Consider the following 21,597-nt stretch of genomic DNA (forward strand, 5'->3'; position numbering starts at 1 on the left):
GGGAGCGTAGCCAGAGCTGTCCGTCGTACTTCTCTTCCCCGGGGACCCCCCATGAACACCAGCCCCTCCGTGATCGACGATGCCCAGCCAGGGGCGGTCGACGATCAGGTTCTTCCTTCCGCCACGCTCGGCGGGGACAGCAAGCGGTCCATCGAGCAGATCGCTCTTCTGCTGTTCATCGTGGTGCCGTTCGTGGCGCTGGTCGCGGCGGTGCCGCTGGCCTGGGGCCGGGGGGTGAGCTGGCTCGATCTGGGGCTGCTCGTGGCGATGTACTTCATCGGCTGCCACGGGATCACGATCGGTTTCCACCGTTATTTCACCCATGGTTCCTTCAAGGCGAAGCGTCCGTTGCGCATCGCTCTGGCAGTGGCGGGTTCGCTGGCCGTGGAGGGTCCGCTGGTGCGGTGGGTGGCCGATCACCGCAAGCACCACCGCTTCTCGGACGCGGAGGGCGATCCGCATTCGCCGTGGCGTTTCGGGGAGAGCGTGCCGGCGCTGATGAAGGGCCTGTGGTGGGCCCACATCGGATGGATGTTCGACGAGGAGCAGACGCCGCAGCACAAGTACGCCCCCGATCTGATCAAGGATCCGGCGATCCGTGGCGTCTCCCGGCACTTCCTGACCTTCACGATCGTGTCGCTGGCGCTTCCGCCGCTGGTCGGCGGGCTGGTGACGATGTCGTGGTGGGGTGCGGCGACCGCCTTCTTCTGGGGGTCGCTGGTGCGGGTGGCCCTGCTGCACCACGTCACCTGGTCGATCAACTCGATCTGTCACGCGGTCGGCAAGCGGCCGTTCAAGTCGCGTGACCGGTCGGGGAACGTGTGGTGGCTCGCGGTGCTGTCCTGCGGCGAGTCCTGGCACAACCTGCACCACGCCGATCCGACGAGCGCCCGGCACGGCGTGATGCGGGGTCAGATCGATTCGAGTGCCCGACTGATCCGCTGGTTCGAGAAGCTGGGCTGGGCGCACGACGTGCGCTGGCCGGACTCCGCCCGGATCGAGTCCCGCCGTATCGACGCCCGACGCGACCGTGCACGTGCCGACGCGGCATGATTGACGACGTGGCGAGCGATTCCGGTACCAGCAGCGAGAAAACCCGTACGTCCTCCTCCCGCCGTACCCGCAGGGTGCGGATGACGGGCAAGGAACGTCGCGAGCAGTTGCTGGACATCGGCCGCACCCTCTTCGCCGACAAGGGTTTCGAGGGGACGTCGGTCGAGGAGATCGCCTCGCGCGCCGGGGTGTCCAAGCCGGTGGTCTACGAGCACTTCGGCGGCAAGGAGGGCCTGTACGCGGTGGTGGTGGACCGCGAGATGCGCCGGCTCCTCGACATGGTGACGAGCGCGCTGACCGCCGGCCATCCGCGGGAACTGCTGGAACAGGCCGCGTTCGCCCTGCTGGACTACATCGAGACGCACACGGACGGCTTCCGCATCCTGGTCCGCGATTCGCCCGTGGCCCAGTCCACGGGCACCTTCGCCTCCTTGATCAGTGACATCGCCACCCAGGTGGAGGACATCCTGGGGCTGGAGTTCAAGGCCCGCGGCTTCGATCCGAAGCTGGCGCCGCTGTACGCCCAGGCGCTGGTGGGCATGGTCGCGCTGACCGGCCAATGGTGGGTGAACGCCCGCAAGCCGAAGAAGGCGGAGGTCGCGGCCCACCTGGTGAATCTGGCCTGGCACGGCCTGGAGAACCTGGAGTCGAAGCCCCGGCTGATAGGGCACCGCAAGAACTGAACGGGGCCGGTCAGCCGTCCACCGGTTCCAGGAACTCCAGTCGGTTGCCCACCGGGTCGTGGCTGTAGAAGCGCCGGTGGCCGGGCAGGTCGCCGTCCCAGTGGGCCTCGGCGCCCCGTTCCTCCAGGCGGGCCGCGAACGCCTCGATGTCCGTGACGCGCAGTCCGGGGTGGGCCTTCCCCGCCGGGCGGAAGTCCTGTTCGATGCCGACGTGGAGCTGGACCGGCCCGGCCCCGAACCAGCAGCCGCCGCGGGCCGCGAGCACCGGGGGCTTGGGGATCTCCGTCATGCCGAGGACGCCCGTGTAGTACGCGCGCAGGGCGTCCTCCGAGCCCGGCGGGGCGGCGAGCTGTACGTGGTCGAGGGCGGCGATCATCACTTCTCCTTGTGGGCGACGGCGAAGATCCGGCGGAACGGGAGGACCGTGCCGTGCGGCCCGGCCGGGTAGGCGGTGCGCAGCAGGTCGCGGTATTCGGCGAGGAACGCCTCGCGGGCCTCGGGGTCGTCGGCGAGGGCGGTCAGGACGGGGCGCAGGCCGGTGCCCTTGACCCAGTCGAGCACCGGGTCCTCGCCGGGCAGCAGGTGCAGGTACGTGGTCTCCCAGACGTCCGCCGTGGTGCCGGGACCGGCCAGTGCGTCGAGGTAGGCGGCGGGGGTGAGGACCGCGTCGGTGTGACGGAGTGTGCCGCCCAGCCGGTCGCGCCAGCGCGGGGAGTCGGCGAGCCGGCGCATCAGGACGTGGGTGGGCTGGTCGAAGTTGCCGGGGACCTGGAGGGCGAACGTTCCGCCGGGGGAGATCGCGTCCAGCCAGGCGGGGAAGCGGGCGGCGTGGTCCGGGACCCACTGGAGCAGGGCGTTGGAGACGATCAGGTCGTACGGTTCGCCGGGGGTCCAGGTCGTGGCGTCGGCCTCGGCGAAGTCGAGGAGGGGGCCGGCGTGGGCCTCGGCCCGTTCGAGCATCTGCGGGGAGTTGTCGTAGCCGGTGATGCGGGCCCGGGGCCAGCGGTCGGCGAGGAGCGCGGTGACGTTTCCCGCTCCGCAGCCGAGGTCGGCGATGCGGGGGGCGGGGGTGGGCGGGTCGGGGATCCGGGCCAGGAGGTCGTGGAAGGGGCGGGTGCGGTGGTCCGCGTGGCGCAGGTACTGGCGGGGGTCCCAGGTGGGTGAGGTCATGGCAGCCAGGATCACGCCACGTATATCTTGATGTCAAGACACTCGAATTCAAGAGACTTCATGTCGACAGACCCTCTACACTGATCCACATGGAGGACGAGGTCGACCGGTTGGTCGCTGCATGGCGCCGAGAGCGCCCCGACCTCGACGTGGAACCGCTCGAGGTGCTCAGTCGCGTCTCCCGCCTGGCCCGTCATCTGGACCGGGCCCGCCGGATCGCCTTCTCCGAGCATGATCTCGAACCGTGGGAGTTCGACGTGCTGACCTCCCTGCGCCGCGCCGGCGCCCCCTATCAGCTCTCCCCCGGCCAGCTGCTCACCCAGACCCTGGTCACCTCCGGCACGATGACCAACCGCATCGACCGGCTCACCAAGAAGAATCTCGTCGAGCGGCTCCCCGACCCCAACGACCGCCGCGGCGTGCTCGTCCGGCTCACCGCCGAGGGGCGCGACAAGGCCGACCAGTCGCTGGCCGGCCTGCTCGCCCAGGAGCGGGCCATCCTCGGCGAGCTCTCCACCCGCCAGCGGGGCGAACTGGCGGACCTGCTACGCCAGTTGACCGCTCCGTTCGACAACATCCCCGGATAGCGCCGCTCGCTCCGGCTCCGGTTCGGCCGGTCCCACGCCCGCCCGCCGGGCCAGCGCCACTGCGGCCAGCGTGGAGTGCACGCCCAGCTTCCCCAGCACGTTCTGCATGTGGGTGCGGACCGTGTGCGGGGAGAGGAAGAGCCGCTCCGCCACCGCCTTGCGCCCCAGGCCCGCCACCATGCAGCGCAGCACCTCGCGCTCGCGCGGGGTCAGCGACTCGACCAGCTGCTCGCTCTCGGTGCGGTGCTTGCGCGTCGCCGTCAGCTCCTTCAGCACGCCCGTGAGCAGGGCGGGCGGCAGATGCGTCTCGTCGCGCAGCACACCGCGGACGACCGCGAGCAGCCGTTGTAACGAGCAGTCCTTGGCGACCCACCCCGAGGCCCCGGCCTGGAGGGCCTGCGCGGCCCGGTGCGGGTCGTCCCGCTCGGCGAGCACCACCGTGCGCACCGAGGGCCGGGCGGCGTGGACCCCGGCGACCAGGGAGATGCCGTCCACCGGTGCGCCCTGCCCGCCGTTCGGCACCGGGACGGGCGAGGGGCGATCGCCCGGGGCGAGGGCGCCCAGTTCGGCGTCGACCAGCACCACGTCGTAGCCGCGCCCCTCCGCGGCGGCCCGTTCCAGGCAGCGCAGGGCGGCGGGGCCGCTGCCCGCGGCCGCCACCTCGACGTCGGGCTCGGCCGTGAGCGCCGCTGCCAGCGATTCGGCGAAAATTCGGTGGTCGTCCACCACGAGAACCCGGATACGAACCACAGGCACCCCCATGCCGCGTCTGTTCCCGGGCCACCCCCGGGCCCTTTCGAAGGGACAGATCAGTACGGGTACGGTGCCCGGTTCGGGGAGATGGGACCGCAGTCCACGGCCGCCGCCGTGTTGTCGACTGCCACCCGCCCCGGGCGCCGTACCCGACTGTCTCGTACCCCTGAATCAGCCCCGGCCCCCACCGGTGCTGTGCATCAGGGTAAGGCCGACGGGCCCCGGGGGAAGGCAATTCACAGAACTGGCCCGTATCGTTCAGGTGTTCGGGGGTGACCTGTGCGGTGTGACGTGGCGGAAGGGGTTCAGACGAGGCGGCGGGCGCCCGCCGAGGGAACCGCCGGGAAGATCCCCGGCGGGGTGTGTCCCGCCGCGGCGAACGCCTCCCGCACGGCATCGGCGACCGTGTCCGCCCGCGCCTCCTCCACCAGCACGATCGCCGAGCCGCCGAAGCCGCCGCCGGTCATCCGGGCGCCGAGCGCACCGGCCCCGACCGCCGCCGACACCGCCAGGTCCAGCTCGGCGCAGGAGACCCGCAAGTCGTCGCGGAGCGAGGCGTGCCCGGCGTCGAGGACCGGGCCCACGGCCCGCACGTCCCCGGCGTCGAGCAGCGCGATGACCCGCTCGACCCGCTCGTTGTCGCTGACCACATGGCGCACGTAGCGCACCACGGACTCGTCCGCGCCGGACTCGATCAGGGTGTCCAGGGCCTCGGCGAGGCCGTCGTACGGCAGCTCGCGCAGCGTGCGCAGGCCGAGCGCGGCGGCCCCGGCCTCGCAGCCGGCCCGGCGTTCGGCGTAGGCGCCGTCGCCGAGTTCGTGCTTGACCCGGGTGTCGACCACCAGCAGCCGCAGCCCGTGGGCGGGCAGGTCGAAGGGGACCTGGCGCCGGGTGAGGTCGCGGGTGTCGAGGTGCAGGGCGTGGCCCTCGGTGCAGCAGGCGGACGCCATCTGGTCCATGACCCCGCACGGCACGCCGACGAAGGCGTTCTCGGCGCGCTGGCCGAGCACCGCCAGCTCCGGTGCGGTGAGCCCGAGTCCGAACAGGTCGTTCAGGGCGAACGCGGTGACGGTCTCCAGCGCGGCGGAGGAGGACAGCCCGGCGCCGGTGGGGACGGTGGAGGTCAGCTGGATGTCCGCGCCGGTGACCGGGTGGCCCGCCTCGCGCAGCGCCCAGACGACCCCCGCCGGGTACGCGGCCCAGCCGTGCCCCTGGTCCGGGGCGAGGTCGTCGATCCGGAGCCGGACGACGCCGCCGGGCACGTCGGTCGAGTGGAGCCGCAGTTCGCCGTCGGTGCGGCGGGCGGCGGCCGCGCGTGCGGTGTGCGGCAGCGCGAGCGGCATCACGAAGCCGTCGTTGAAGTCGGTGTACTCGCCGATCAGGTTGACCCGGCCGGGGGCCGCCCAGATCCCTTCGGGCTGCCGACCGTACAACTCGGTGAAGGAGGCGGTCAGTTCGCTGTTCCCGGTCATGGTGCGGGGGTTTCCTCTCGGCGGGCGAACGCCCAGGCGTCGGCGACGATTCCGGTCAGGTCGGGGCGGGACGGGGCCCAGCCGAGCCGCTGCCTGGCGGTGTCGGCGGAGGCGACCAGCACGGCGGGGTCGCCGGCCCGGCGCGGGGCGACGGTCTCCGGGACGGGGCGGCCGGTGACCTCGCGGACCGTCTCGACGACCTCGCGCACCGAGAAGCCGTTGCCGTTGCCGAGGTTGCAGATCAGGTGCTCGCCCGCGGTGGCCGCCTCCAGGGCCAGCAGATGGGCCTCGGCGAGGTCGGCGACGTGGATGTAGTCGCGGACGCAGGTGCCGTCGGGGGTCGGGTAGTCGTCGCCGTACACGGAGATCGACTCGCGCCGCCCGAGGGCGACCTGGAGGACCAGCGGGATGAGGTGCGACTCGGGGTCGTGCCGTTCCCCGCAACTGCCGTACGCCCCGGCCACGTTGAAGTAGCGGAGCGAGACCGCGGCCAGTCCGTGTGCGGCCGCCTCGCCGGTGATCATGTGGTCGACGGCGAGCTTGGTGGCGCCGTAGGGGTTGGTGGGGGCGGTGGCGTCGGACTCGGTGATGGGGGTGGTGGCCGGTTCGCCGTAGGTGGCGGCGGTGGAGGAGAAGACCAGGGTGCGCACCCCGGCGTCGCGCATCGCGGCGAGCAGCGCGACGGATCCGCCGACGTTGTTGACCCAGTACTTCTCCGGGTCCGCGACGGACTCGCCGACCTGGGAGTACGCGGCGAAGTGCAGCACCCCGTCGTAGGAGGCGTCCAGCCACTTCGCGGCGTCCTGGATGCGGCCCTCGATGAACTCGGCCCCGGCGGGGACGCCCTCCCGGAACCCGGTCGACAGGTCGTCGAGGACGGTGACCGCATGGCCGGCCTCCAGCAGGTGCTGGGCGACCACGCTGCCGACGTAGCCCGCACCACCCGTGACCAGGTACTTCTTCTGGGACTTGCTCACTGGCTCGCTACCTCTCGCAGTCGCCGGGCCGCGGCCTCCGGCGGCACGTCGTTGATGAACACGTTCATCCCGGACTCGGAACCGGCGAGGAACTTCAGCTTGCCGGAGGTGCGTCGGATGGTGAAGAGCTCCAGGTGGAGCCCGAATTCCTCCCGTCCGGGGACCCCGAACGGGGCCTGGTGCCAGGCCGCGATGTACGGGGTCGGCGGCTCTCCGGGGCCGAAGATCCGGTCGAACCGCCTCAAGAGTTCCAGATAAACCTGTGGGAACTCCGCGCGTGCGGCCTCGTCGAGTTCCCGCAGGTCGGGGACGCGGCGGCGGGGGTGGAGGTGGACCTCGTACGGCCAGTGCGCCGCGTACGGCACGAAGGCGATCCAGTGTTCGGCTTCGATGACGATCCGCGAGCCGTCCTTCTCCTCGCGGGCCACGACGTCGTCGAAGAGGTTGCCGCCGGTCTCGGCGCGGTGGGCGGTCATCGAGCGGAACATCAGCTCGGTGCGCGGGGTGACGAAGGGGTAGCCGTAGATCTGGCCGTGCGGGTGGCCGAGCGTGACCCCGATCTCGGCGCCCCGGTTCTCGAAGCAGAACACCTGCTGCACCTGCGGGAGTTCGGCGAGTTCGGCGGTGCGGTCGGTCCACGCGGCCAGCACCAGGGCGGCCTGCTCCTCGGTGAGGTCGGCGAACGAGGCGTCGTGGTCGGAGGTGAAGCAGACGACCTCGCAGCGGCCGGAGTCACCGGCGAGCGAGGGGAACCGGTTCTCGAAGACGGCGACGTCGTAGTCCGCCTCGGGGATCTCGCTCAGCCTGCCGTCCTGCGAGGGGCAGAGCGGGCACTCGTCGGCCGGCGGGTGGTAGGTGCGACCCTGGCGGTGCGAGGCGATGGCGACGCTGTCCCCGAGGAACGGGTCGCGGCGGATCTCGGACGACGTCGAGACGGGGTCCAGGGGGCGCCGGTCGACGGCCTCGCGCACGGTGTCGTCGCGGGTGTCGTAGTAGATCAGCTCCCGGCCGTCGGCGAGCGTCGTGACCGTCTTCTTCACCAGGTTCCTCCAAACATAACCAAACACAATGAACCACAAGCGAACAGGCGCGTCAATGAGTGGTCCCGTGCCGGGCGGCAGGGTGCGGCGCGGGCGGCACTGGGCAGCGGTGTGCGGCCGGGCCCGGCGCGCGGCAAAGGTGCGCGGTTCGGAGTTTGTTGGATCGTGAGGGGAGCAGGAGAAACAGGAGGGAAACGGAAGGGGTGGCTCAGGAAAGCAGCGGGTCCGGTCGGCCGTCCGGGGCCGCACGGTCCAGCAGTCCCGTGCGGGCCGCGAGCGCCGCGGCCTCCAGCCTGGAGCCGACGCCCAGCTTCATCAGCACCCGCTGCACATGCGTGCGCGCGGTGCTGGGCGCGATCCGCATCCCGGCCGCGATCCGCCGGGTGTCCTCGCCCTCGGCGACCCGCATCAGGACCTCGACCTCGCGCGGGGTGAGCATCCGCAGCAGCCGCTGCCCCTCGTCGTCCGGCGCGGTGGCGGGGTTGAGCAGTTCGGCGAAGGCTCCCTGGAGGAGCTGCGGTGCCACCGCCGCCTCGCCGGCCCGTGCCTTGGCCATGGCCCGTTCGACGCCCTCCATGCGTTCGTCGTGGCGGACGTACCCCGCGGCGCCCGCGGCGAAGGCCGCCGCGATTCCCCGCGGGCTGGGCACCGGGCCGAGCACCACGACGGCCACCTGCGGGCGCTCGCGCCGGATGCGCACGATCGGGTCGAAGGTGCCGGGTTCGGCGGGTGTCGCGGTGCCGAACAGACAGACCTCCGGGGCCCTGCTGACCACCAGTTCCGCCGCGCCCGCCGTCGGCGCCGCCGCCGCGAGGACCCGGTGGCCCCGCAGCTTCAGCGCCGAGGCGAGCGCCTCGGCGAGCAGTCTGTGGTCGTCGACCACCATGAGCCGCACGCCCATCGAGCACACCCCCGTAGCCACCGGTGACACCGGTCCCCCCGGCCCTCCTGACCCGGCAAGCTACACGCTTGTTCGACGTCGCGGGCGTCTTACCGGCCAAAAGGCTCCGGATCACCGAATCGACGTGCGTTCGGGACCGGTTGATGACGCGCCGTGTCCGACCGGGCTCCGTTGTAATCTGCCTGCCGACCATTACGGATCGGTGGCCCTCCCGCCGATCGGCACGGATCGTCCGTCGAGGAACTCATGCGACTGAAGAAGACCTTGCTCGTCGCCGTGGCCGCGTGTGCCGCGCTCGCGGCCCCGCGTTCACCGGAACCGCGGCCGCCGACGGTCACTCGGTCGGCGTCCGGCTGATCCCCACGGGGACGCCGGAACCCCCTACTTCCCGCTGCACCGCCTGATCCGGGACTCCCGGACGCGTGAGGGGGTGGTGCCCGTCCCGCGGGCACCGCCCCCTCACGCATGCGGCCGGTCGCTCAGCCCCTGCTGAAGCTGACCACCAGACGGCGGTCCGCGTCCAGCGAGCCGTGCGGCTTGCTGACCATCGTGCTCGACAGGTACAGGTGCCCGTCGTTGTAGAGGAACTCGGAGTAGTCCGGCGTGAAGCTGGTCTCCGCGGCACGGACGGCCTTGTCGCTCGGGTTCTCCATCAGCACCGTCTGCTTGAACGTGCCGCCGTCGATGGAGACGACCTGGCCGCCCTTGTCGTACGGGGGCACCCGGTACGCGATGATGTTGCCGCCGTCCATGCGGATCGGGAACATCGTGTAGCGGTCGCCCGCGTCGGCGCGGTCACTGGTCGGCTTGCCGGTCGTGAGATCGAAGGAGACGATCTCGTTGGTGTCGCCGTACTCGCCGGTGCCCTCGTGGTCCTCGGTCGGCAGGTAGATGCGGTTGTTGCCGACGGCGAGCTGGCTGCAGCCCTCGACCTCGGTGGAGGCGCAGCGCGCGGCGTACTTCTCGGCGTCCGCCGGAATCCGGGTGAGCAGCTTGCCGGTGGCGGAGTCGATGGAGAAGAAGTCCGAGATGCCGCTGCCGTCACCGGCGGTGTCGCCGACGTCGGCCGCGACGACCAGCGGCTTGGTGGAGACGATGCTCGCGTAGTCGACGCCGGGCGGCATCTTGTACGAGGAGAGCGGGGCCCCGGTGGTCGGGTTCAGCGCCTGGATGGTCAGCTGCGGGTCGTCGTACGTACCGCACTTGCGGACCACCGCGAGCGCCTCGCCGCCGCCGTACCCCTTGTCCAGGCAGCCGTCGGTGCTGGCCTTGGGCTTCCAGCGCTCGGCGCCGGTGTTCAGGTCGAAGGCGGCGCCGCCCTCCAGGCCGCCCGCGGCGACCGTGTTGCCGCTGACCGTGATCTCGTCGAACCTGACCGGGGCGTCACCGCTGGTGGCGGCGGTGATCGACTTGCTCCACATCAGCTTGCCGGTGGTCAGGTCGAGCGCGCCGACCTGGTTGCACGGCGGGTACTTGGTCTCCTTGGTGGGCTTGCCCTGCTGGAAGGCGATCGCGGTCTTGTAGTCCTTGGACATGTGGCGCGAGGCGGCGCAGAGCTGGCCCGGCAGCGGGATGGACCACAGCTTGGTGCCCTTGGCCGGGTCGTAGCCGACGATCTCGTTCAGCCCGGTCTTCACGTACGCCTTGTCGGTCAGCCAGGAGCCGTCGACCTTGGTGACGTCGGTGACCTTCGGCATCGGCAGCTGGAAGGCGACCGTGGCCTTGGGGTCCGCGGGGGCCTTCTCCTTGCCGCCGCCGAGGGCCCCGCCCTTGTCGGTGCCCTCCTTGCCGCCGGTGGTGCCGCCGGACTGGGACGTCGTGTCCGTCTTGTCGTCGTCGCCGGAGGCGTACCAAATGCCGCCGGCCACGATCAGCACCACGGCGACCGAGGCGGCGACGATGATCTGCATCTGGGTGCTGAACTTCTTGTTGCCGTTGCCGTTCTGCTGCGGCGGGTACGGCTGCTGCTGCTGCATCGGCGTGGTCGGGTAGCCGTAGCCCTGCTGCGGCGGCTGGCCGGGCGGCATCCCCTGCGGGAAGCCGTAGCCCTGCTGCGGCGGCTGGCCGGGCGGCATGCCCTGCGGGAAGCCGTAGCCCTGCTGCGGCTGGCCAGGCACGGGCGACTGCGGGTAGCCGTATCCCGGCTGCGGGGCACCGGCCTGCGGGTAGCCGTAACCGGCCGGCGGCTGCGGGGCGCCGGGCTGCGGGGGCTGCCCGGCGGCGGGCGGCGGGGTCGGCGCGCCGAAGCCCCCGCCCGCGGGCAGGGTGGGCGGCTGCTTGGCCAGCGGGTCGGCGGGCGGGGTCTGCTGACCGGCCGCGGGCGGCGGGGTGGGAGCGCCGAATCCGCCGGGCGGCGGGTCCTGCGGAGCGCCGAACCCGCCCGGCGGGGGGTCCTGCGGGGCGCCGAATCCGCCCTGGGGCGGATCGTTGGGCGGCTGGGGCGGCTGCGTCATGGCGTGCGTACCTCTGGGGGAAAGGGAGTCGGTGGGTCGGGGCCGGCAGCGGTCGGTCGTGCTCCGGCCGCTGCCGGTCGTGAGGCGTCGGGTCCGACGGCTCGGTGTCGCCGTCGAGGGCTCGGGGGAGCCGTCAGTTGCCGAAGGCCATCATGGTCTTCGTCTCCAGCTCTTCCTTGTCGTTCCTGGCGCTGACCCGGCCGCTCGCGATGAAGGAACGGCCGTCCGCGTAGACGATCTTCGTGTTGTAGAAGGAGTTCTCGATCTCGGACGTCGACTGGGGGTGCTGGAGCACCATCCGCGGGGTGCCGCCGGTCGGCGCGAGGGTGGCGATCCCGCCGCCCTTGTTGTAACCGGCCTCCACGTAGAGCAGCACGTTGCCGCCCTCCATGCGCAGCGGCTTCACCGTGCGCTCGGCCGGGGCCGCGGCCTTCCACTTGGACTTGCCGGTGTTCAGGTCGAACGCCACGACCTTGTTCGTGCGGGCGAGGCCGCTGGAGTCCGGGGCGGTGGCCATGTAGAAGGTGTTGGCGTCGGCGGCGACTCCGGTGCAGCCGTCGAGGGACTTGCCGAAGATCGCGAAGGCGCCGCCGCAGTCCGGTGCGAACTTGTCGCCCTTGTCGCTGGTGATGCCGGTGCGGAGCTGCCCGTTCTCCTTCAGGGCGAGGATGCTCCACTCCTTGTCCTTCTTCAGGGAGACCACGAGCGGGGCCACCGAGTAGACCCGGTCGATCTCCCAGCCGCGCTTGGGCTGGTACGTCCACTTGGGCTTGCCCGTGACCGGGTCCAGTTCCTGGATCTGGTGCTGCGGGTTGTCGACGTCGCCGGTGCGGCAGTTGGAGGCGGCGATCAGCTTGGGGCCGCCGGCGAAGGCGAACGGCTGGCAGTTGCCCGACTGCTTGCCGAACAGCTCCTTGCCGTCGCTGACCCGGTAGGCATTGGAGTTCCCGGTGCGCCCGACGGTGACCGTGTCGCCGCTGATGGCGAGGGAGATGTCCGAGAGGAAGTCCCAGGTGCCGTTCTTCGTGATCGACTTCTTCCAGCCGGCCTTGCCGGTGTTGAGGTCGATCATCTGGAGGTCCGCGCAGTCGGCCTTGTCGGTGGTGCCGTTCTTGACGCCGATGACGATCTTGCCGTTGGTGGCGGGCTGGACGGGCGCCGCGCACAGGTCGGCGGGCAGCTTCATCGTCCACTTCTGCTTGCCGTCACTGACGGAGTAGCCGGAGATCGTGCGGTACATGCCCTTGACGACGGTGTCGCCGACCACCCAGGGGCCGCGGACGTCGGAGCCGTTGCGGGGCAGGTCGATGTCGTTCTTCTGGAGCCAGAGGACCTTCGCCTCGCCCTTCTTGCGGCCGGCGTTGAGGTCGTCGTTGACGCTGCCGTCGCCGTCGCCGTTGCCGTCGCCCTCGTCGACGGAGGGCGAGCCGCTGGGCTCGGCGCCCTTGCTCTGCTGCGCGACGGGCTCCTTCTTGTCGTCGTCGCCGTTCAGGGCGAAGACGACGCCGCCGCCGATCACCAGGAGCGCGGCAGCCGCGGCGCCGATGATGAGCGCGGTCTTGCGCTTGGGGCCGCCGTCCGGCCCGCCGGGGGCCGGGGCGCCGGGGTACTGCGGCTGCGGCTGGCCGTAACCGGGCTGCTGACCGTATGGGCCCGTCTGGGTCGGTGCGTTGTACGGACCCGGCTGCTGACCGTACGGGCCCGTCTGGGTCGGCGCGTTGTACGGACCGGGCTGCTGACCGTACGGACCGGGCTGCTGACCGTAGGGGCCCGGCTGCTGGCCCGGCTGCTGCGGGTAGCCGTAGCCGGGGGCCTGACCGGGCGCCTGCGGGTAGCCGTAGCCGGGCTGGGCCGACGGCGGGCCCGGCGGGGCGGCCGGGGGCGGGGTCTGCGGCGGGCCCTGGGGCGGCTGAGGAATTCCCTGCGGGTCCTGCGGCGCGCCGAAGCCGCCCTGCGGCGGTTGCTGGTTGGGCGGCTGGGTCATCAGCGCGTCCCCCCTTCGTGCGGTCCTGTGCCCGCTCCGATCTCCCCCGCGATCCCTGGGAGCCCCGGGGACAGAACCCCCGAACTCTTTGGAATGGAGCGGATCGGGCATGGATCCCGCGGCGTTGCGTCAGTCGAGCGGGCCTTCTTTGTACCACCCGCGACGCCCGGGGCACCGGGTCGGTCCACTCGCTGTTCCCAAGGGAGAACCGCCCCGTGATGCCCCCGTTACGACCTGGTGCGTCAGTTGCCGAAGGCCATCATGGCCTTCATCTTCTTCTCGTCGCCGTCCGAGGCGCCGCTGATGGTGGACTGCACGAGGAAGGACCGGCCGCCCGCGTAGGCGACCTTGGGGTCGAAGAAGTCCCGCTCGGTCTCCGAGCCCGCGGCCGGGTGCCGCAGCACCGTCTGCGGGGTGCCGCCGGTCGTCGGAAGGGACGCGATGCCGCCGCCCTTGCCCTTCCCCGCGTCCAGGTACATCAGCAGCCTGCCGCCCTCCACCCGCATCGGCATCAGGGTCTGCCCGGCCGGGGAGGCGGCCTTCCACTTGACCTTGCCGGTGCCCGGGTCGAAGGCGACGACCTTGTTGGCCGGGTCGAGCCCGGACTCGGCTTCGGTCGCCATGTAGACCCCGTGCTGGTCGGCCGTCACTCCCAGGCAGCCGTCGAGGGCCTTGCCGGAGCTGAGCATGTCGGCGTCGCACTGGGTCTTGTAGTTCGCGTCGTCACCGATCAGCTGGGAGCGGTAGGTCCCGTTGTCGTTGAGCACGAGAATGGCCCACTTCTCCTCCTCCGGCTTGCGCAGGGAGACGACCAGTGGGCTGACCGAGTAGAACTGCGAGATCTCCCAGCCCTTCTTGACCTCGTACGTCCACTGGACCTTGCCGGTGACCGGGTCGATCCGCTTGACCTGCTGTTCCTTGTGGTCGTCGGCCGCCGTCTGGCAACTGGCCGCGGCCACCGCCACGGGGCCGCTCGCGAAGCCGAACGGCTGGCAGTTGCCCGGCAGCTCCCCGAAGAGCACCTTGCCGTCAGCGACCCGGAAGGCGTCCGTCCTGGTCTTGCGCCCGATGGTCACGGTGTCCCCGTTGATCGCCATCGCGGGGTCGGAGAGCATGTCCCAGGTGCCCTCCCGCTTGTACGTCTTGTACCAGCCGGCCTTGCCGGTGTTGAGGTCGACCATCTGGAGCGCGTTGCAGAACGCCTTGGTGCCGCTGCCGCTCATGACGCCGAGGACGATCTTGCCGTCGGTGGTGGCCTGTGTGGGGGCCGCGCACATGGTGGCCGGCAGGCGCAGGCTCCACTTCTCCTTGCCGTCGCCGACGGAGTAGCCGGAGACGGTGCGGTACATCGCCTTGACGACGGTGTCGCCGACGATCCAGGGGCCGAAGACGTCCGCCCCGTTGCGCGGCAGGTCGACGCCGCCCTCCTGGAGCCAGAGGGCCTTCGCCTCGCCCGCCTTGCGCTTGGCGTTGATCCCGGCGACCTGCGCGCGCAGTGCGCTCGCGCGCTCGGCCGCGGCCTTGTCCTCGTCCTCGGCGCCGGACTTGTCGTCCTTCGTGCCGCCGGACGAGGAGTCCTGGTCGGGGCCCGCGCTCCTGCTCGCGTCGGGTTTCTTCCCGTCGTCCCCGCCCACGGCCAGCCACACGCCGCCCCCGGCCAGCAGTGCCACGGCGAGCACGCCTCCGACGACCGCTCCCCGCCTGCCCCGGAAGAACCCGCCGCCGTTCCCCGCCGGTCCGCCGGGCTGCCCCGGGGGACCGTACGAGCCGGGCTGCGCGGGGACGTTGTACGGACCGGGCTGCGCGGGGGCGTTGTACGGGCCGGGCTGCGCGGGGACGTTGTACGGCCCCGGCTGGGCGGGGACGTTGTACGGCCCCGGCTGGGCGGGGGTGCCGTAGGGGCCCGCGGCCTGGCCCGGCTGGGCGGGCGCCTGGTACGGACCGCCGGGCTGCGCGGGGGCGTTGTACGGACCGGGCTGCGCCGGTGCGTTGTACGGGCCGGGCTGCGCCGGGCCGTACCCCGGCCCGGGGGCCGGAGTCGGGGACGGCGGCGTCGGCGGCGCGGACGGTGACGGCTGACCCGACCCCGGCGGGGGGTCGTACGGAGCCCCGAAGCCTCCCTGCGGCGATTGCTGGCCGGGCGGCTGGGTCATCAGCGCGTCCCCCTTCGTGCTTCGTACGGACCGTCCGGCTGCTGGCGGTGCCGGGGCAAGGTTTCTTTCTACCACCCGCCCCACCGGCCCCGACGGCCGCGTCGGATCACGCCTCGACGGTCAGGAGTCCTCGGCCAGTTCGAGCCAGCGCATCTCCAATTCGTCGCGCTCGGCGACCAGTTCGCGCAGCTCGGCGTCGAGCTGCGCGACCTTCTCGAAGTCCGTGGCGTGTTCCGCGATCTGGGCGTGCAGGGTCGTCTCGCGCGTCGAGATCTTGTCGAGCTGCCGCTCGACCTTCTGGAGCTCCTTCTTCGCCGCGCGGGCGGCCTGCGGGGAGAGCGTCGCGGCCGGGGCGGCCTTCTCCTTTGCCGGGGCGGGTGCGGCGGAGGGGGTCGCCGCCTCCTCGATCCGCTGTCTGCGCTCCAGGTACTCGTCGATGCCGCGCGGCAGCATCCGCAGCGTGCGGTCGCCGAGCAGCGCCATCACCCGGTCCGTGGTCCGCTCGATGAAGAACCGGTCGTGGGAGATCACGATCATCGATCCGGGCCAGCCGTCGAGGAGGTCCTCCAGCTGGGTCAGGGTCTCGATGTCCAGGTCGTTGGTGGGCTCGTCGAGGAAGAGGACGTTCGGCTCGTCCATCAGCAGGCGCAGGATCTGGAGCCGTCGCCGCTCACCGCCCGAGAGGTCCCCGACCGGGGTCCACTGCTTCTCCTTCGTGAAGCCGAACTGCTCGCAGAGCTGGCCGGCGGTCATCTCCCGGCCCTTGCCGAGGTCGACCCGGTCGCGCACCTGCTGGACGGCCTCCAGGACCCGCAGGTTCGGGTCGAGTTCGGCAACGTCCTGGGAGAGGTAGGCCAGCCTGACGGTCTTGCCGACGACGATCTTCCCGGCGACGGGCTGGACGTCGCCCTGGGTGCGGGCCGCGTCGGCCAGCGCCCGCAGCAACGAGGTCTTGCCCGCGCCGTTGACCCCGACCAGGCCGATCCGGTCGCCGGGGCCGAGCTGCCAGGTGAGGTGGGCGAGCAGCGTCTTGGGGCCGGCCTGGACGGTCACGTCCTCCAGGTCGAAGACGGTCTTGCCGAGCCGGGCGTTGGCGAACCTCATCAGCTCGCTGGTGTCGCGCGGCGGCGGCACGTCGGCGATCAGCTCGTTGGCCGCCTCGATGCGGTAGCGGGGCTTGGAGGTGCGGGCCGGGGCGCCGCGGCGCAGCCAGGCCAGCTCCTTGCGCATCAGGTTCTGCCGCTTGGCCTCCTCGGTCGCGGCGATCCGCTCCCGTTCGGCCCGTGCGAAGACGTAGTCGCTGTAGCCGCCCTCGTACTCGTGGACCGTGCCGCGCTGGACGTCCCACATGCGGGTGCAGACCTGGTCGAGGAACCAGCGGTCGTGGGTGACGCAGACGAGGGCGGAGCGGCGGGCCCGGAGATGGCCGGCCAGCCAGGAGATGCCCTCGACGTCGAGGTGGTTGGTGGGCTCGTCGAGGACGATCAGGTCCTGCTCGGCGATGAGCAGCTTGGCCAGCGCGATGCGGCGCCGCTCGCCGCCGGAGAGCGGGCCGATGACGGTGTCCAGACCGTGCTCGAAGCCCGGCAGCGCGAGCCCGCCGAAGAGCCCGGTGAGGACGTCGCGGATCTTGGCGCTGCCCGCCCACTCGTGGTCGGCGAGGTCGCCGATCACCTCGTGGCGGATGGTCGCCCGTGGGTCGAGCGAGTCGTGCTGGGTGAGGACGCCCAGGCGCAGCCCGCCGCTGTGGGTGACGCGTCCGCCGTCCGCCTCCTCCAGCCTGGCGAGCATCCGGATGAGGGTCGTCTTGCCGTCGCCGTTGCGGCCCACGACACCGATCCGGTCCCCCTCGGAGACCCCGAGGGACACGCCGTCGAGCAGGGCACGGGTGCCGTACACCTTGCTGACCTGCTCGACATTGACCAGATTGACGGCCATTTCACTCCTGCCCCGTGGGATCGATCGACTTCCCAGGGTACGGGGCCGCGGACGGGGTTCCACGCGGCGGCCTTGCCGCCACCGGTCCGTCCGGGCGGTGGCGCGGCACCCCCGTCAGACGACCGTGGCGCCCGGGGCCGGGGAGACCGCGGTGCGGGCGTTGCGGCAGGTGCCCGAGGCGAGCAGGGCCTCGGCCACCTTCCGGGCCGATTCCTCGTCCGCCGTCAGGAACGCGGTGGTCGGGCCGGAGCCGGAGACCAGGGCGGCCAGGGCCCCCGCCTCCGTGCCCGCGGCGAGGGTGGCGGCCAGAGAGGGGCGCAGGGAGAGCGCGGCGGGCTGGAGGTCGTTGCCCAGGGTGTCGGCGAGGGCGGTGACGTCTCCGGAGCGCAGCGCGTCCAGGAGGGCCGGGGAGGCGGCGGGGGCCGGTACGTCCGTGCCGGCGGTGAGCCGGTCGAACTCGCGGTAGACGGCCGGGGTGGAGAGCCCGCCGTCGGCGACCGCGAAGACCCAGTGGAAGGTGCCGCCGACATCGACCGGGGTCAGCAGTTCGCCGCGGCCGGTGCCGAGGGCGGCGCCGCCGACCAGGCTGAACGGGACATCGCTGCCCAGCTGTGCGCAGATGGCCAGGAGCTCGTCCCGGTCGGCGCCGGTGCCCCAGAGGGTGTCGCAGGCCAGGAGCGCGGCGGCGCCGTCGGCGCTGCCGCCCGCCATGCCTCCCGCGACGGGGATGTCCTTGGCGATGTGGATGTGCACGTCGGGGGCGATGCCGTGCCGTTCGGCCAGTGCGATCGCGGCGCGGGCGGCAAGGTTCGTCGCATCCAGCGGGACCTGGGCGGCGTCCGGGCCGGAGCAGGTGAGGCGCAGCTCGTCGGCGGGGGCGACGGTGACCTCGTCGTACAGGCCGACGGCGAGGAAGACGTTGGCCAGGTCGTGGAAGCCGTCGGGGCGCGGGGCGCCGACCGCGAGCTGGACGTTGACCTTGGCGGGGACGCGGACGGTGACGCTCATTCGCCGCTCCCGGAGGGCTTGTTCCCGGCGGCCCCGGCCGGCTTGTTCTCGGCGATGGCCGCGAATTCCTCGACCGTCAGCGCCTCGCCGCGGGCCTGCGGCGAGATCCCGGCCGCGACCAGCGCGGCCTCGGCGGCCGGGGCGGAGCCCGCCCAGCCGGACAGGGCCGCCCGCAGCGTCTTGCGGCGCTGGGCGAAGGCCGCGTCGACCACCGCGAAGACCTCGGCCCTGCTCGCGCTCGTCGTGACCGGCTCCGTGCGGCGGACCAGCGAGACCAGCCCGGAGTCGACGTTCGGGGCGGGCCAGAAGACGTTGCGGCCGATGGCCCCGGCCCGCTTGACCTCCGCGTACCAGTTGGCCTTCACCGACGGCACGCCGTAGACCTTGTTGCCCGGCCGGGCGGCCAGCCGGTCGGCCACCTCGGCCTGGACCATGACGAGGGTGCGCTCGATGGACGGGAAGCGCTCCAGCATCGTCAGCAGGACCGGCACGGCGACGTTGTACGGGAGGTTGGCGACCAGCGCGGTCGGCGCCGGGCCCGGCAGCTCCCGGACCAGCATCGCGTCGGAGTGCACCAGGGCGAAGCGGTCGGCGCGCTCCGGCATCCGGGCGGCGACGGTGGCCGGCAGCGCCGCCGCCAGCACGTCGTCGATCTCGACGGCGACGACCCGGTCCGCCGCTTCCAGCAGCGCCAGGGTCAACGAGCCGAGCCCCGGGCCGACTTCGACGACGACGTCGTCCGGGCGGACCTCCGCCGTGCGGACGATCCTGCGGACCGTGTTGGCGTCGATCACGAAGTTCTGGCCGCGCTGCTTGGTCGGGCGTACACCCAGTTTCGCGGCCAGCTCGCGGATGTCTGCGGGGCCCAGGAGGGCGTCGGGCTCAGTGGTGCTCACTTTTCAAGCTTAAGGGGCTCAAGTTCTGAGCCCGCCCCCTCGGTCAGTAGTCGAAGGCTCGCGCGGTGTTGTCGGCGACGGCCTCCGCCAGGGCGTCCTCGTCCATGCCCTTCACCTCCGCCATGGCGCGCAGCGTGACGGGGACGAGGTAGGGCGCGTTGGGCCGTCCCCGGTACGGGGCGGGGGTCAGGAAGGGGGCGTCCGTCTCGACCAGCACCAGTTCCGTCGGCGCGACGGCCAGGGCGTCCCGCAGCGGCTGGGCGTTCTTGAAGGTGACGTTGCCCGCGAAGGACATGAAGTACCCGGCGTCCGCGCAGATCCGGGCCATGTCGGCGTCACCGGAGTAGCAGTGGAAGACGGTCCGCTCGGGGGCGCCCGCGTCGGCGAGGACGCGCAGCACGTCCGCGTGCGCCTCGCGGTCGTGGATGACCAGCGCCTTGCCGTGCCGCTTGGCGATCTCGATGTGGGCCCGGAAGGACTCCTCCTGGGCGGCCACGCCCTCGGGGCCGGTGCGGAAGTAGTCCAGTCCGGTCTCGCCGACGCCCCGCACGTGGTCGAGGGCGGCCAGCGCGTCGATCTCCGCCAGCGCCTCGTGCAGCGCGGCCGTCCCGCCCGCCTCGCGAGCCCCCTGGCGCGACCAGCCGTCCGGGTCGCCGTGCACGATGCGCGGCGCCTCGTTGGGGTGGAGGGCGACGGCCGCGTGCACGTCGGCGTGGGCGGCGGCGGTCTCGGCGGCCCAGCGCGACCCGGCCACGTCGCAGCCCACCTGGATCACGGTGGTGACGTTCACCGCGGCGGCCCTGGCCAGGGCCTCCTCGACGGTTCCGTCCTGCATGTCCAGGTGGGTGTGCGAATCGGCGACCGGTACCCGGAGGGGTTCGGGCAGCGGCGGGGCTTCGGTACGGCTCATGCCGACGATCGTACGAGGACCGCGCCGCGGCCCGAGCCCGCACCGGCGCCCTCACCACCCCGTGCCGGGGAACGGGCCCGCGCCGGGGCCCCTGGGCTGCCCCGCGCCGGACCCGTGGGCCCGTGGGCCGTTACTTGCGGTGGAAGGGGTGCAGCAGGTTGGACAGGTGCCAGTGGTGCCCCGTGCCGGAGGGCACGGCGGTGGCGGCCGAGTCCTGGCGGACGTCGGCTTCGTTCTGTCCGCTCGTGGCCGCGGGCGCGGGCGGTGTCGCCGGCCGGGACGGCTGGGGGTTGTGGAGCAGCTGCTGGACGGTCGAGACCCGGCCCGCCCGCATGATCCGGACCACGTGGCCGCCGCAGTTCATGCAGGTGGGCCTGGAGAGGGGCGAGGGCACCCGCTCCCCGTCCGCCTTGTAGATGACGAAGTCGTTGTTGGAACCGTCGATGTGGTGCTCTATTTCATAGGCCTGCTCCCAGCCGTACCCGCACCTCATACAGGCGAAGGCGTACGCCTCGTGCACGGTGGTCGCTGCGGTCTCGCTCATGCCCTGCTCCTTTGTCCGCCGGACAAAGCACTCCGGAGAATGCGTCCCTGACCCAGTGGACGCCTTTACCGGCGGGGGCGCATCGGACCCTGTCGAGTGTTGGAGCGGTTTTGGTCTTCTCGTGGCAGAAAGGGCCCGCACGCGGCTCGCTCTTTGCTTTTCACGATAGTCCTTTGCCCTCTTCCGGGCCGGTTCGAGCCGCGTTCTTTGCCGCGACGACCGCGTCGAACACGTCGCGCTTGGGCAGCCCGGCCTCGGCGGCGACGGCGGCGATGGCCTCCTTGCGCCGCTCCCCCGCCTCCTCGCGCACCCGCACCCTGCGCACCAGCTCCGCCGCGTCCAGCTCCTCGGGGCCGGTGTCGGCCGCGCCCTCGACGACGACGGTGATCTCGCCGCGCACCCCTTCGGCCGCCCAGTCCGCCAGTTCTCCCAGCGGGCCGCGCTTCACCTCCTCGTACGTCTTGGTGAGCTCCCGGCACACGGCCGCCCGCCGGTCGGCACCGAGAATTTCGGCCATCGCGGCGAGGGTGTCGCCGATCCGGTGCGGGGACTCGAAGAAGACCATCGTGCGGCGTTCCGCGGCGACCTCGCGCAGCCTGCCGAGCCGCTCGCCCGCCTTGCGGGGCAGGAAGCCCTCGAAGCAGAAACGGTCGACGGGCAGTGCGGAGAGGGCGAGCGCGGTGAGCACGGCGGACGGTCCGGGAACCGCGGTGACCCTGATGTCCTTCTCCACCGCGGCGGCCACCAGCCGGTAGCCGGGGTCGGAGACGGACGGCATCCCCGCGTCCGTGACCAGCAGGACCCTGGCCCCGCCGGTCAGCGCCTCGACGAGTTCCGGCGTCCGGGCCGCCTCGTTGCCCTCGAAGTAGGAGACGACCCGGCCCGTGGTGTGGACACCGAGCGCCTGGGTGAGGCGGCGCAGCCGACGGGTGTCCTCGGCCGCGACGACGTCCGCCGTCTCCAGCTCGGCGGCGAGCCGCGGCGGGGCGTCCGCCACGTCGCCGATGGGGGTTCCTGCCAGTACCAGCGTTCCAGTCGTTCCAGTCACAGGAGTCATCCTCCCAGCACGGGCTCC

General features: G+C 72.1%; 19 protein-coding genes. 3 read left to right on the forward strand and 16 right to left on the reverse strand.

All coding sequences use genetic code 11. From position 1 onward, the window contains the following. Positions 1–51: 51 nt before the first annotated feature. Positions 52–1,053: an acyl-CoA desaturase gene (locus ACWCXX_RS13235; RefSeq protein WP_451126504.1), complete on the forward strand. Its 1,002-nt coding sequence runs from the start codon at positions 52–54 to the stop codon at positions 1,051–1,053. Then, positions 1,050–1,736 (forward strand): TetR family transcriptional regulator, encoded by a 687-nt coding sequence (locus tag ACWCXX_RS13240; protein WP_451126506.1) that lies wholly within the window; start codon positions 1,050–1,052, stop codon positions 1,734–1,736. Before ACWCXX_RS13235 ends, ACWCXX_RS13240 begins: the two co-directional genes overlap by 4 nt. A gap of 10 nt (positions 1,737–1,746) precedes the next feature. On the opposite strand, the gene ACWCXX_RS13245 is transcribed toward ACWCXX_RS13240, so the two are convergent. Both ACWCXX_RS13245 and ACWCXX_RS13250 read right to left on the reverse strand, forming a co-directional pair. Then, on the reverse strand, positions 1,747–2,112 hold the full coding sequence (locus ACWCXX_RS13245) for a VOC family protein (RefSeq protein WP_451126508.1): 366 nt from the start codon (positions 2,110–2,112) through the stop codon (positions 1,747–1,749). After that, complete coding sequence (locus ACWCXX_RS13250) at positions 2,112–2,906, reverse strand: trans-aconitate 2-methyltransferase (RefSeq protein WP_451126510.1); 795 nt, start codon at positions 2,904–2,906, stop codon at positions 2,112–2,114. The genes ACWCXX_RS13245 and ACWCXX_RS13250 overlap by 1 nt, the downstream gene beginning before the upstream one ends. An 89-nt stretch (positions 2,907–2,995) precedes the next feature. Here ACWCXX_RS13250 and ACWCXX_RS13255 point away from each other — a divergent pair, with 89 nt between their 5' ends. Next, the gene (locus ACWCXX_RS13255) at positions 2,996–3,493 is read left to right on the forward strand and encodes a MarR family winged helix-turn-helix transcriptional regulator (RefSeq protein ID WP_451126512.1); all 498 of its coding nucleotides are present in this window, start codon (positions 2,996–2,998) and stop codon (positions 3,491–3,493) included. Here the strand turns inward: ACWCXX_RS13255 and ACWCXX_RS13260 are convergent. The 14 genes from ACWCXX_RS13260 to rsmI all read right to left on the reverse strand — a co-directional run bounded on the left by ACWCXX_RS13260 (position 3,452) and on the right by rsmI (position 21,579). Next, positions 3,452–4,255 (reverse strand): LuxR C-terminal-related transcriptional regulator, encoded by an 804-nt coding sequence (locus ACWCXX_RS13260; protein WP_451126514.1) that lies wholly within the window; start codon positions 4,253–4,255, stop codon positions 3,452–3,454. The genes ACWCXX_RS13255 and ACWCXX_RS13260 overlap by 42 nt on opposite strands. Before the next feature lie 296 nt (positions 4,256–4,551). Further along, positions 4,552–5,718, reverse strand: a complete 1,167-nt coding sequence (gene galK, locus ACWCXX_RS13265; protein WP_451126516.1) for a galactokinase — start codon at positions 5,716–5,718, stop codon at positions 4,552–4,554. Then, the gene (gene galE / locus ACWCXX_RS13270; protein ID WP_451126518.1) at positions 5,715–6,695 is read right to left on the reverse strand and encodes a UDP-glucose 4-epimerase GalE; all 981 of its coding nucleotides are present in this window, start codon (positions 6,693–6,695) and stop codon (positions 5,715–5,717) included. Before galE ends, galK begins: the two co-directional genes overlap by 4 nt. Then, positions 6,692–7,735, reverse strand: coding sequence for a galactose-1-phosphate uridylyltransferase (gene galT, locus ACWCXX_RS13275; protein ID WP_451126520.1), 1,044 nt, complete (start codon positions 7,733–7,735; stop codon positions 6,692–6,694). The genes galE and galT overlap by 4 nt, the downstream gene beginning before the upstream one ends. 208 nt (positions 7,736–7,943) lie before the next feature. Beyond that, positions 7,944–8,636, reverse strand: a complete 693-nt coding sequence (locus tag ACWCXX_RS13280) for a response regulator transcription factor (protein ID WP_451126522.1) — start codon at positions 8,634–8,636, stop codon at positions 7,944–7,946. 479 nt (positions 8,637–9,115) lie between these two features. Next, positions 9,116–11,089 (reverse strand): outer membrane protein assembly factor BamB family protein, encoded by a 1,974-nt coding sequence (locus ACWCXX_RS13285; protein ID WP_451126524.1) that lies wholly within the window; start codon positions 11,087–11,089, stop codon positions 9,116–9,118. 133 nt (positions 11,090–11,222) lie between these two features. After that, positions 11,223–13,073, reverse strand: a complete 1,851-nt coding sequence (locus ACWCXX_RS13290) for an outer membrane protein assembly factor BamB family protein (protein WP_451126526.1) — start codon at positions 13,071–13,073, stop codon at positions 11,223–11,225. A 242-nt stretch (positions 13,074–13,315) separates the two neighbouring features. Then, on the reverse strand, positions 13,316–15,226 hold the full coding sequence (locus tag ACWCXX_RS13295; RefSeq protein ID WP_451126528.1) for an outer membrane protein assembly factor BamB family protein: 1,911 nt from the start codon (positions 15,224–15,226) through the stop codon (positions 13,316–13,318). 120 nt (positions 15,227–15,346) lie between these two features. Further along, entirely contained in the window at positions 15,347–17,164 is a 1,818-nt protein-coding gene (locus ACWCXX_RS13300; protein WP_451126530.1) for an ABC-F family ATP-binding cassette domain-containing protein, read from the reverse strand. Between the two features lie 114 nt (positions 17,165–17,278). Further along, positions 17,279–18,172, reverse strand: coding sequence for a 4-(cytidine 5'-diphospho)-2-C-methyl-D-erythritol kinase (locus ACWCXX_RS13305; RefSeq protein ID WP_451126532.1), 894 nt, complete (start codon positions 18,170–18,172; stop codon positions 17,279–17,281). After that, positions 18,169–19,068, reverse strand: coding sequence for a 16S rRNA (adenine(1518)-N(6)/adenine(1519)-N(6))-dimethyltransferase RsmA (gene rsmA, locus ACWCXX_RS13310; protein ID WP_451126534.1), 900 nt, complete (start codon positions 19,066–19,068; stop codon positions 18,169–18,171). The genes ACWCXX_RS13305 and rsmA overlap by 4 nt, the downstream gene beginning before the upstream one ends. Positions 19,069–19,111: 43 nt before the next feature. Continuing rightward, the gene (locus ACWCXX_RS13315) at positions 19,112–19,978 is read right to left on the reverse strand and encodes a TatD family hydrolase (protein WP_451126536.1); all 867 of its coding nucleotides are present in this window, start codon (positions 19,976–19,978) and stop codon (positions 19,112–19,114) included. A gap of 130 nt (positions 19,979–20,108) precedes the next feature. Next, positions 20,109–20,522 carry a hypothetical protein gene (locus tag ACWCXX_RS13320; protein WP_451126538.1) on the reverse strand — a complete coding sequence of 138 codons (414 nt, stop codon included), beginning with the start codon at positions 20,520–20,522 and terminating at the stop codon, positions 20,109–20,111. Between the two features lie 160 nt (positions 20,523–20,682). After that, positions 20,683–21,579 carry a 16S rRNA (cytidine(1402)-2'-O)-methyltransferase gene (gene rsmI / locus ACWCXX_RS13325; protein ID WP_451126540.1) on the reverse strand — a complete coding sequence of 299 codons (897 nt, stop codon included), beginning with the start codon at positions 21,577–21,579 and terminating at the stop codon, positions 20,683–20,685. Positions 21,580–21,597: the final 18 nt, after the last annotated feature.

This window comes from Streptomyces sp. NPDC001732, from assembly GCF_053596315.1.

Bases quoted from the DNA above. Each gene is read 5' to 3' on its own strand.
- ACWCXX_RS13235 (WP_451126504.1), top strand. From the start codon at position 52: ATGAACACCAGCCCCTCCGTGATCGACGATGCCCAGCCAGGGGCGGTC.
- ACWCXX_RS13295 (WP_451126528.1), bottom strand. From the start codon at position 15,226: ATGACCCAGCCGCCCGGCCAGCAATCGCCGCAGGGAGGCTTCGGGGCT.
- ACWCXX_RS13285 (WP_451126524.1), bottom strand. From the start codon at position 11,089: ATGACGCAGCCGCCCCAGCCGCCCAACGATCCGCCCCAGGGCGGATTC.
- ACWCXX_RS13250 (WP_451126510.1), bottom strand. From the start codon at position 2,906: ATGACCTCACCCACCTGGGACCCCCGCCAGTACCTGCGCCACGCGGAC.
- ACWCXX_RS13320 (WP_451126538.1), bottom strand. From the start codon at position 20,522: ATGAGCGAGACCGCAGCGACCACCGTGCACGAGGCGTACGCCTTCGCC.
- ACWCXX_RS13255 (WP_451126512.1), top strand. From the start codon at position 2,996: ATGGAGGACGAGGTCGACCGGTTGGTCGCTGCATGGCGCCGAGAGCGC.
- ACWCXX_RS13305 (WP_451126532.1), bottom strand. From the start codon at position 18,172: ATGAGCGTCACCGTCCGCGTCCCCGCCAAGGTCAACGTCCAGCTCGCG.
- rsmI (WP_451126540.1), bottom strand. From the start codon at position 21,579: ATGACTCCTGTGACTGGAACGACTGGAACGCTGGTACTGGCAGGAACC.
- ACWCXX_RS13290 (WP_451126526.1), bottom strand. From the start codon at position 13,073: ATGACCCAGCCGCCCAACCAGCAACCGCCGCAGGGCGGCTTCGGCGCG.
- ACWCXX_RS13240 (WP_451126506.1), top strand. From the start codon at position 1,050: ATGATTGACGACGTGGCGAGCGATTCCGGTACCAGCAGCGAGAAAACC.
- ACWCXX_RS13300 (WP_451126530.1), bottom strand. From the start codon at position 17,164: ATGGCCGTCAATCTGGTCAATGTCGAGCAGGTCAGCAAGGTGTACGGC.
- galK (WP_451126516.1), bottom strand. From the start codon at position 5,718: ATGACCGGGAACAGCGAACTGACCGCCTCCTTCACCGAGTTGTACGGT.
- ACWCXX_RS13245 (WP_451126508.1), bottom strand. From the start codon at position 2,112: ATGATCGCCGCCCTCGACCACGTACAGCTCGCCGCCCCGCCGGGCTCG.
- ACWCXX_RS13280 (WP_451126522.1), bottom strand. From the start codon at position 8,636: ATGGGCGTGCGGCTCATGGTGGTCGACGACCACAGACTGCTCGCCGAG.
- ACWCXX_RS13315 (WP_451126536.1), bottom strand. From the start codon at position 19,978: ATGAGCCGTACCGAAGCCCCGCCGCTGCCCGAACCCCTCCGGGTACCG.
- ACWCXX_RS13260 (WP_451126514.1), bottom strand. From the start codon at position 4,255: ATGGGGGTGCCTGTGGTTCGTATCCGGGTTCTCGTGGTGGACGACCAC.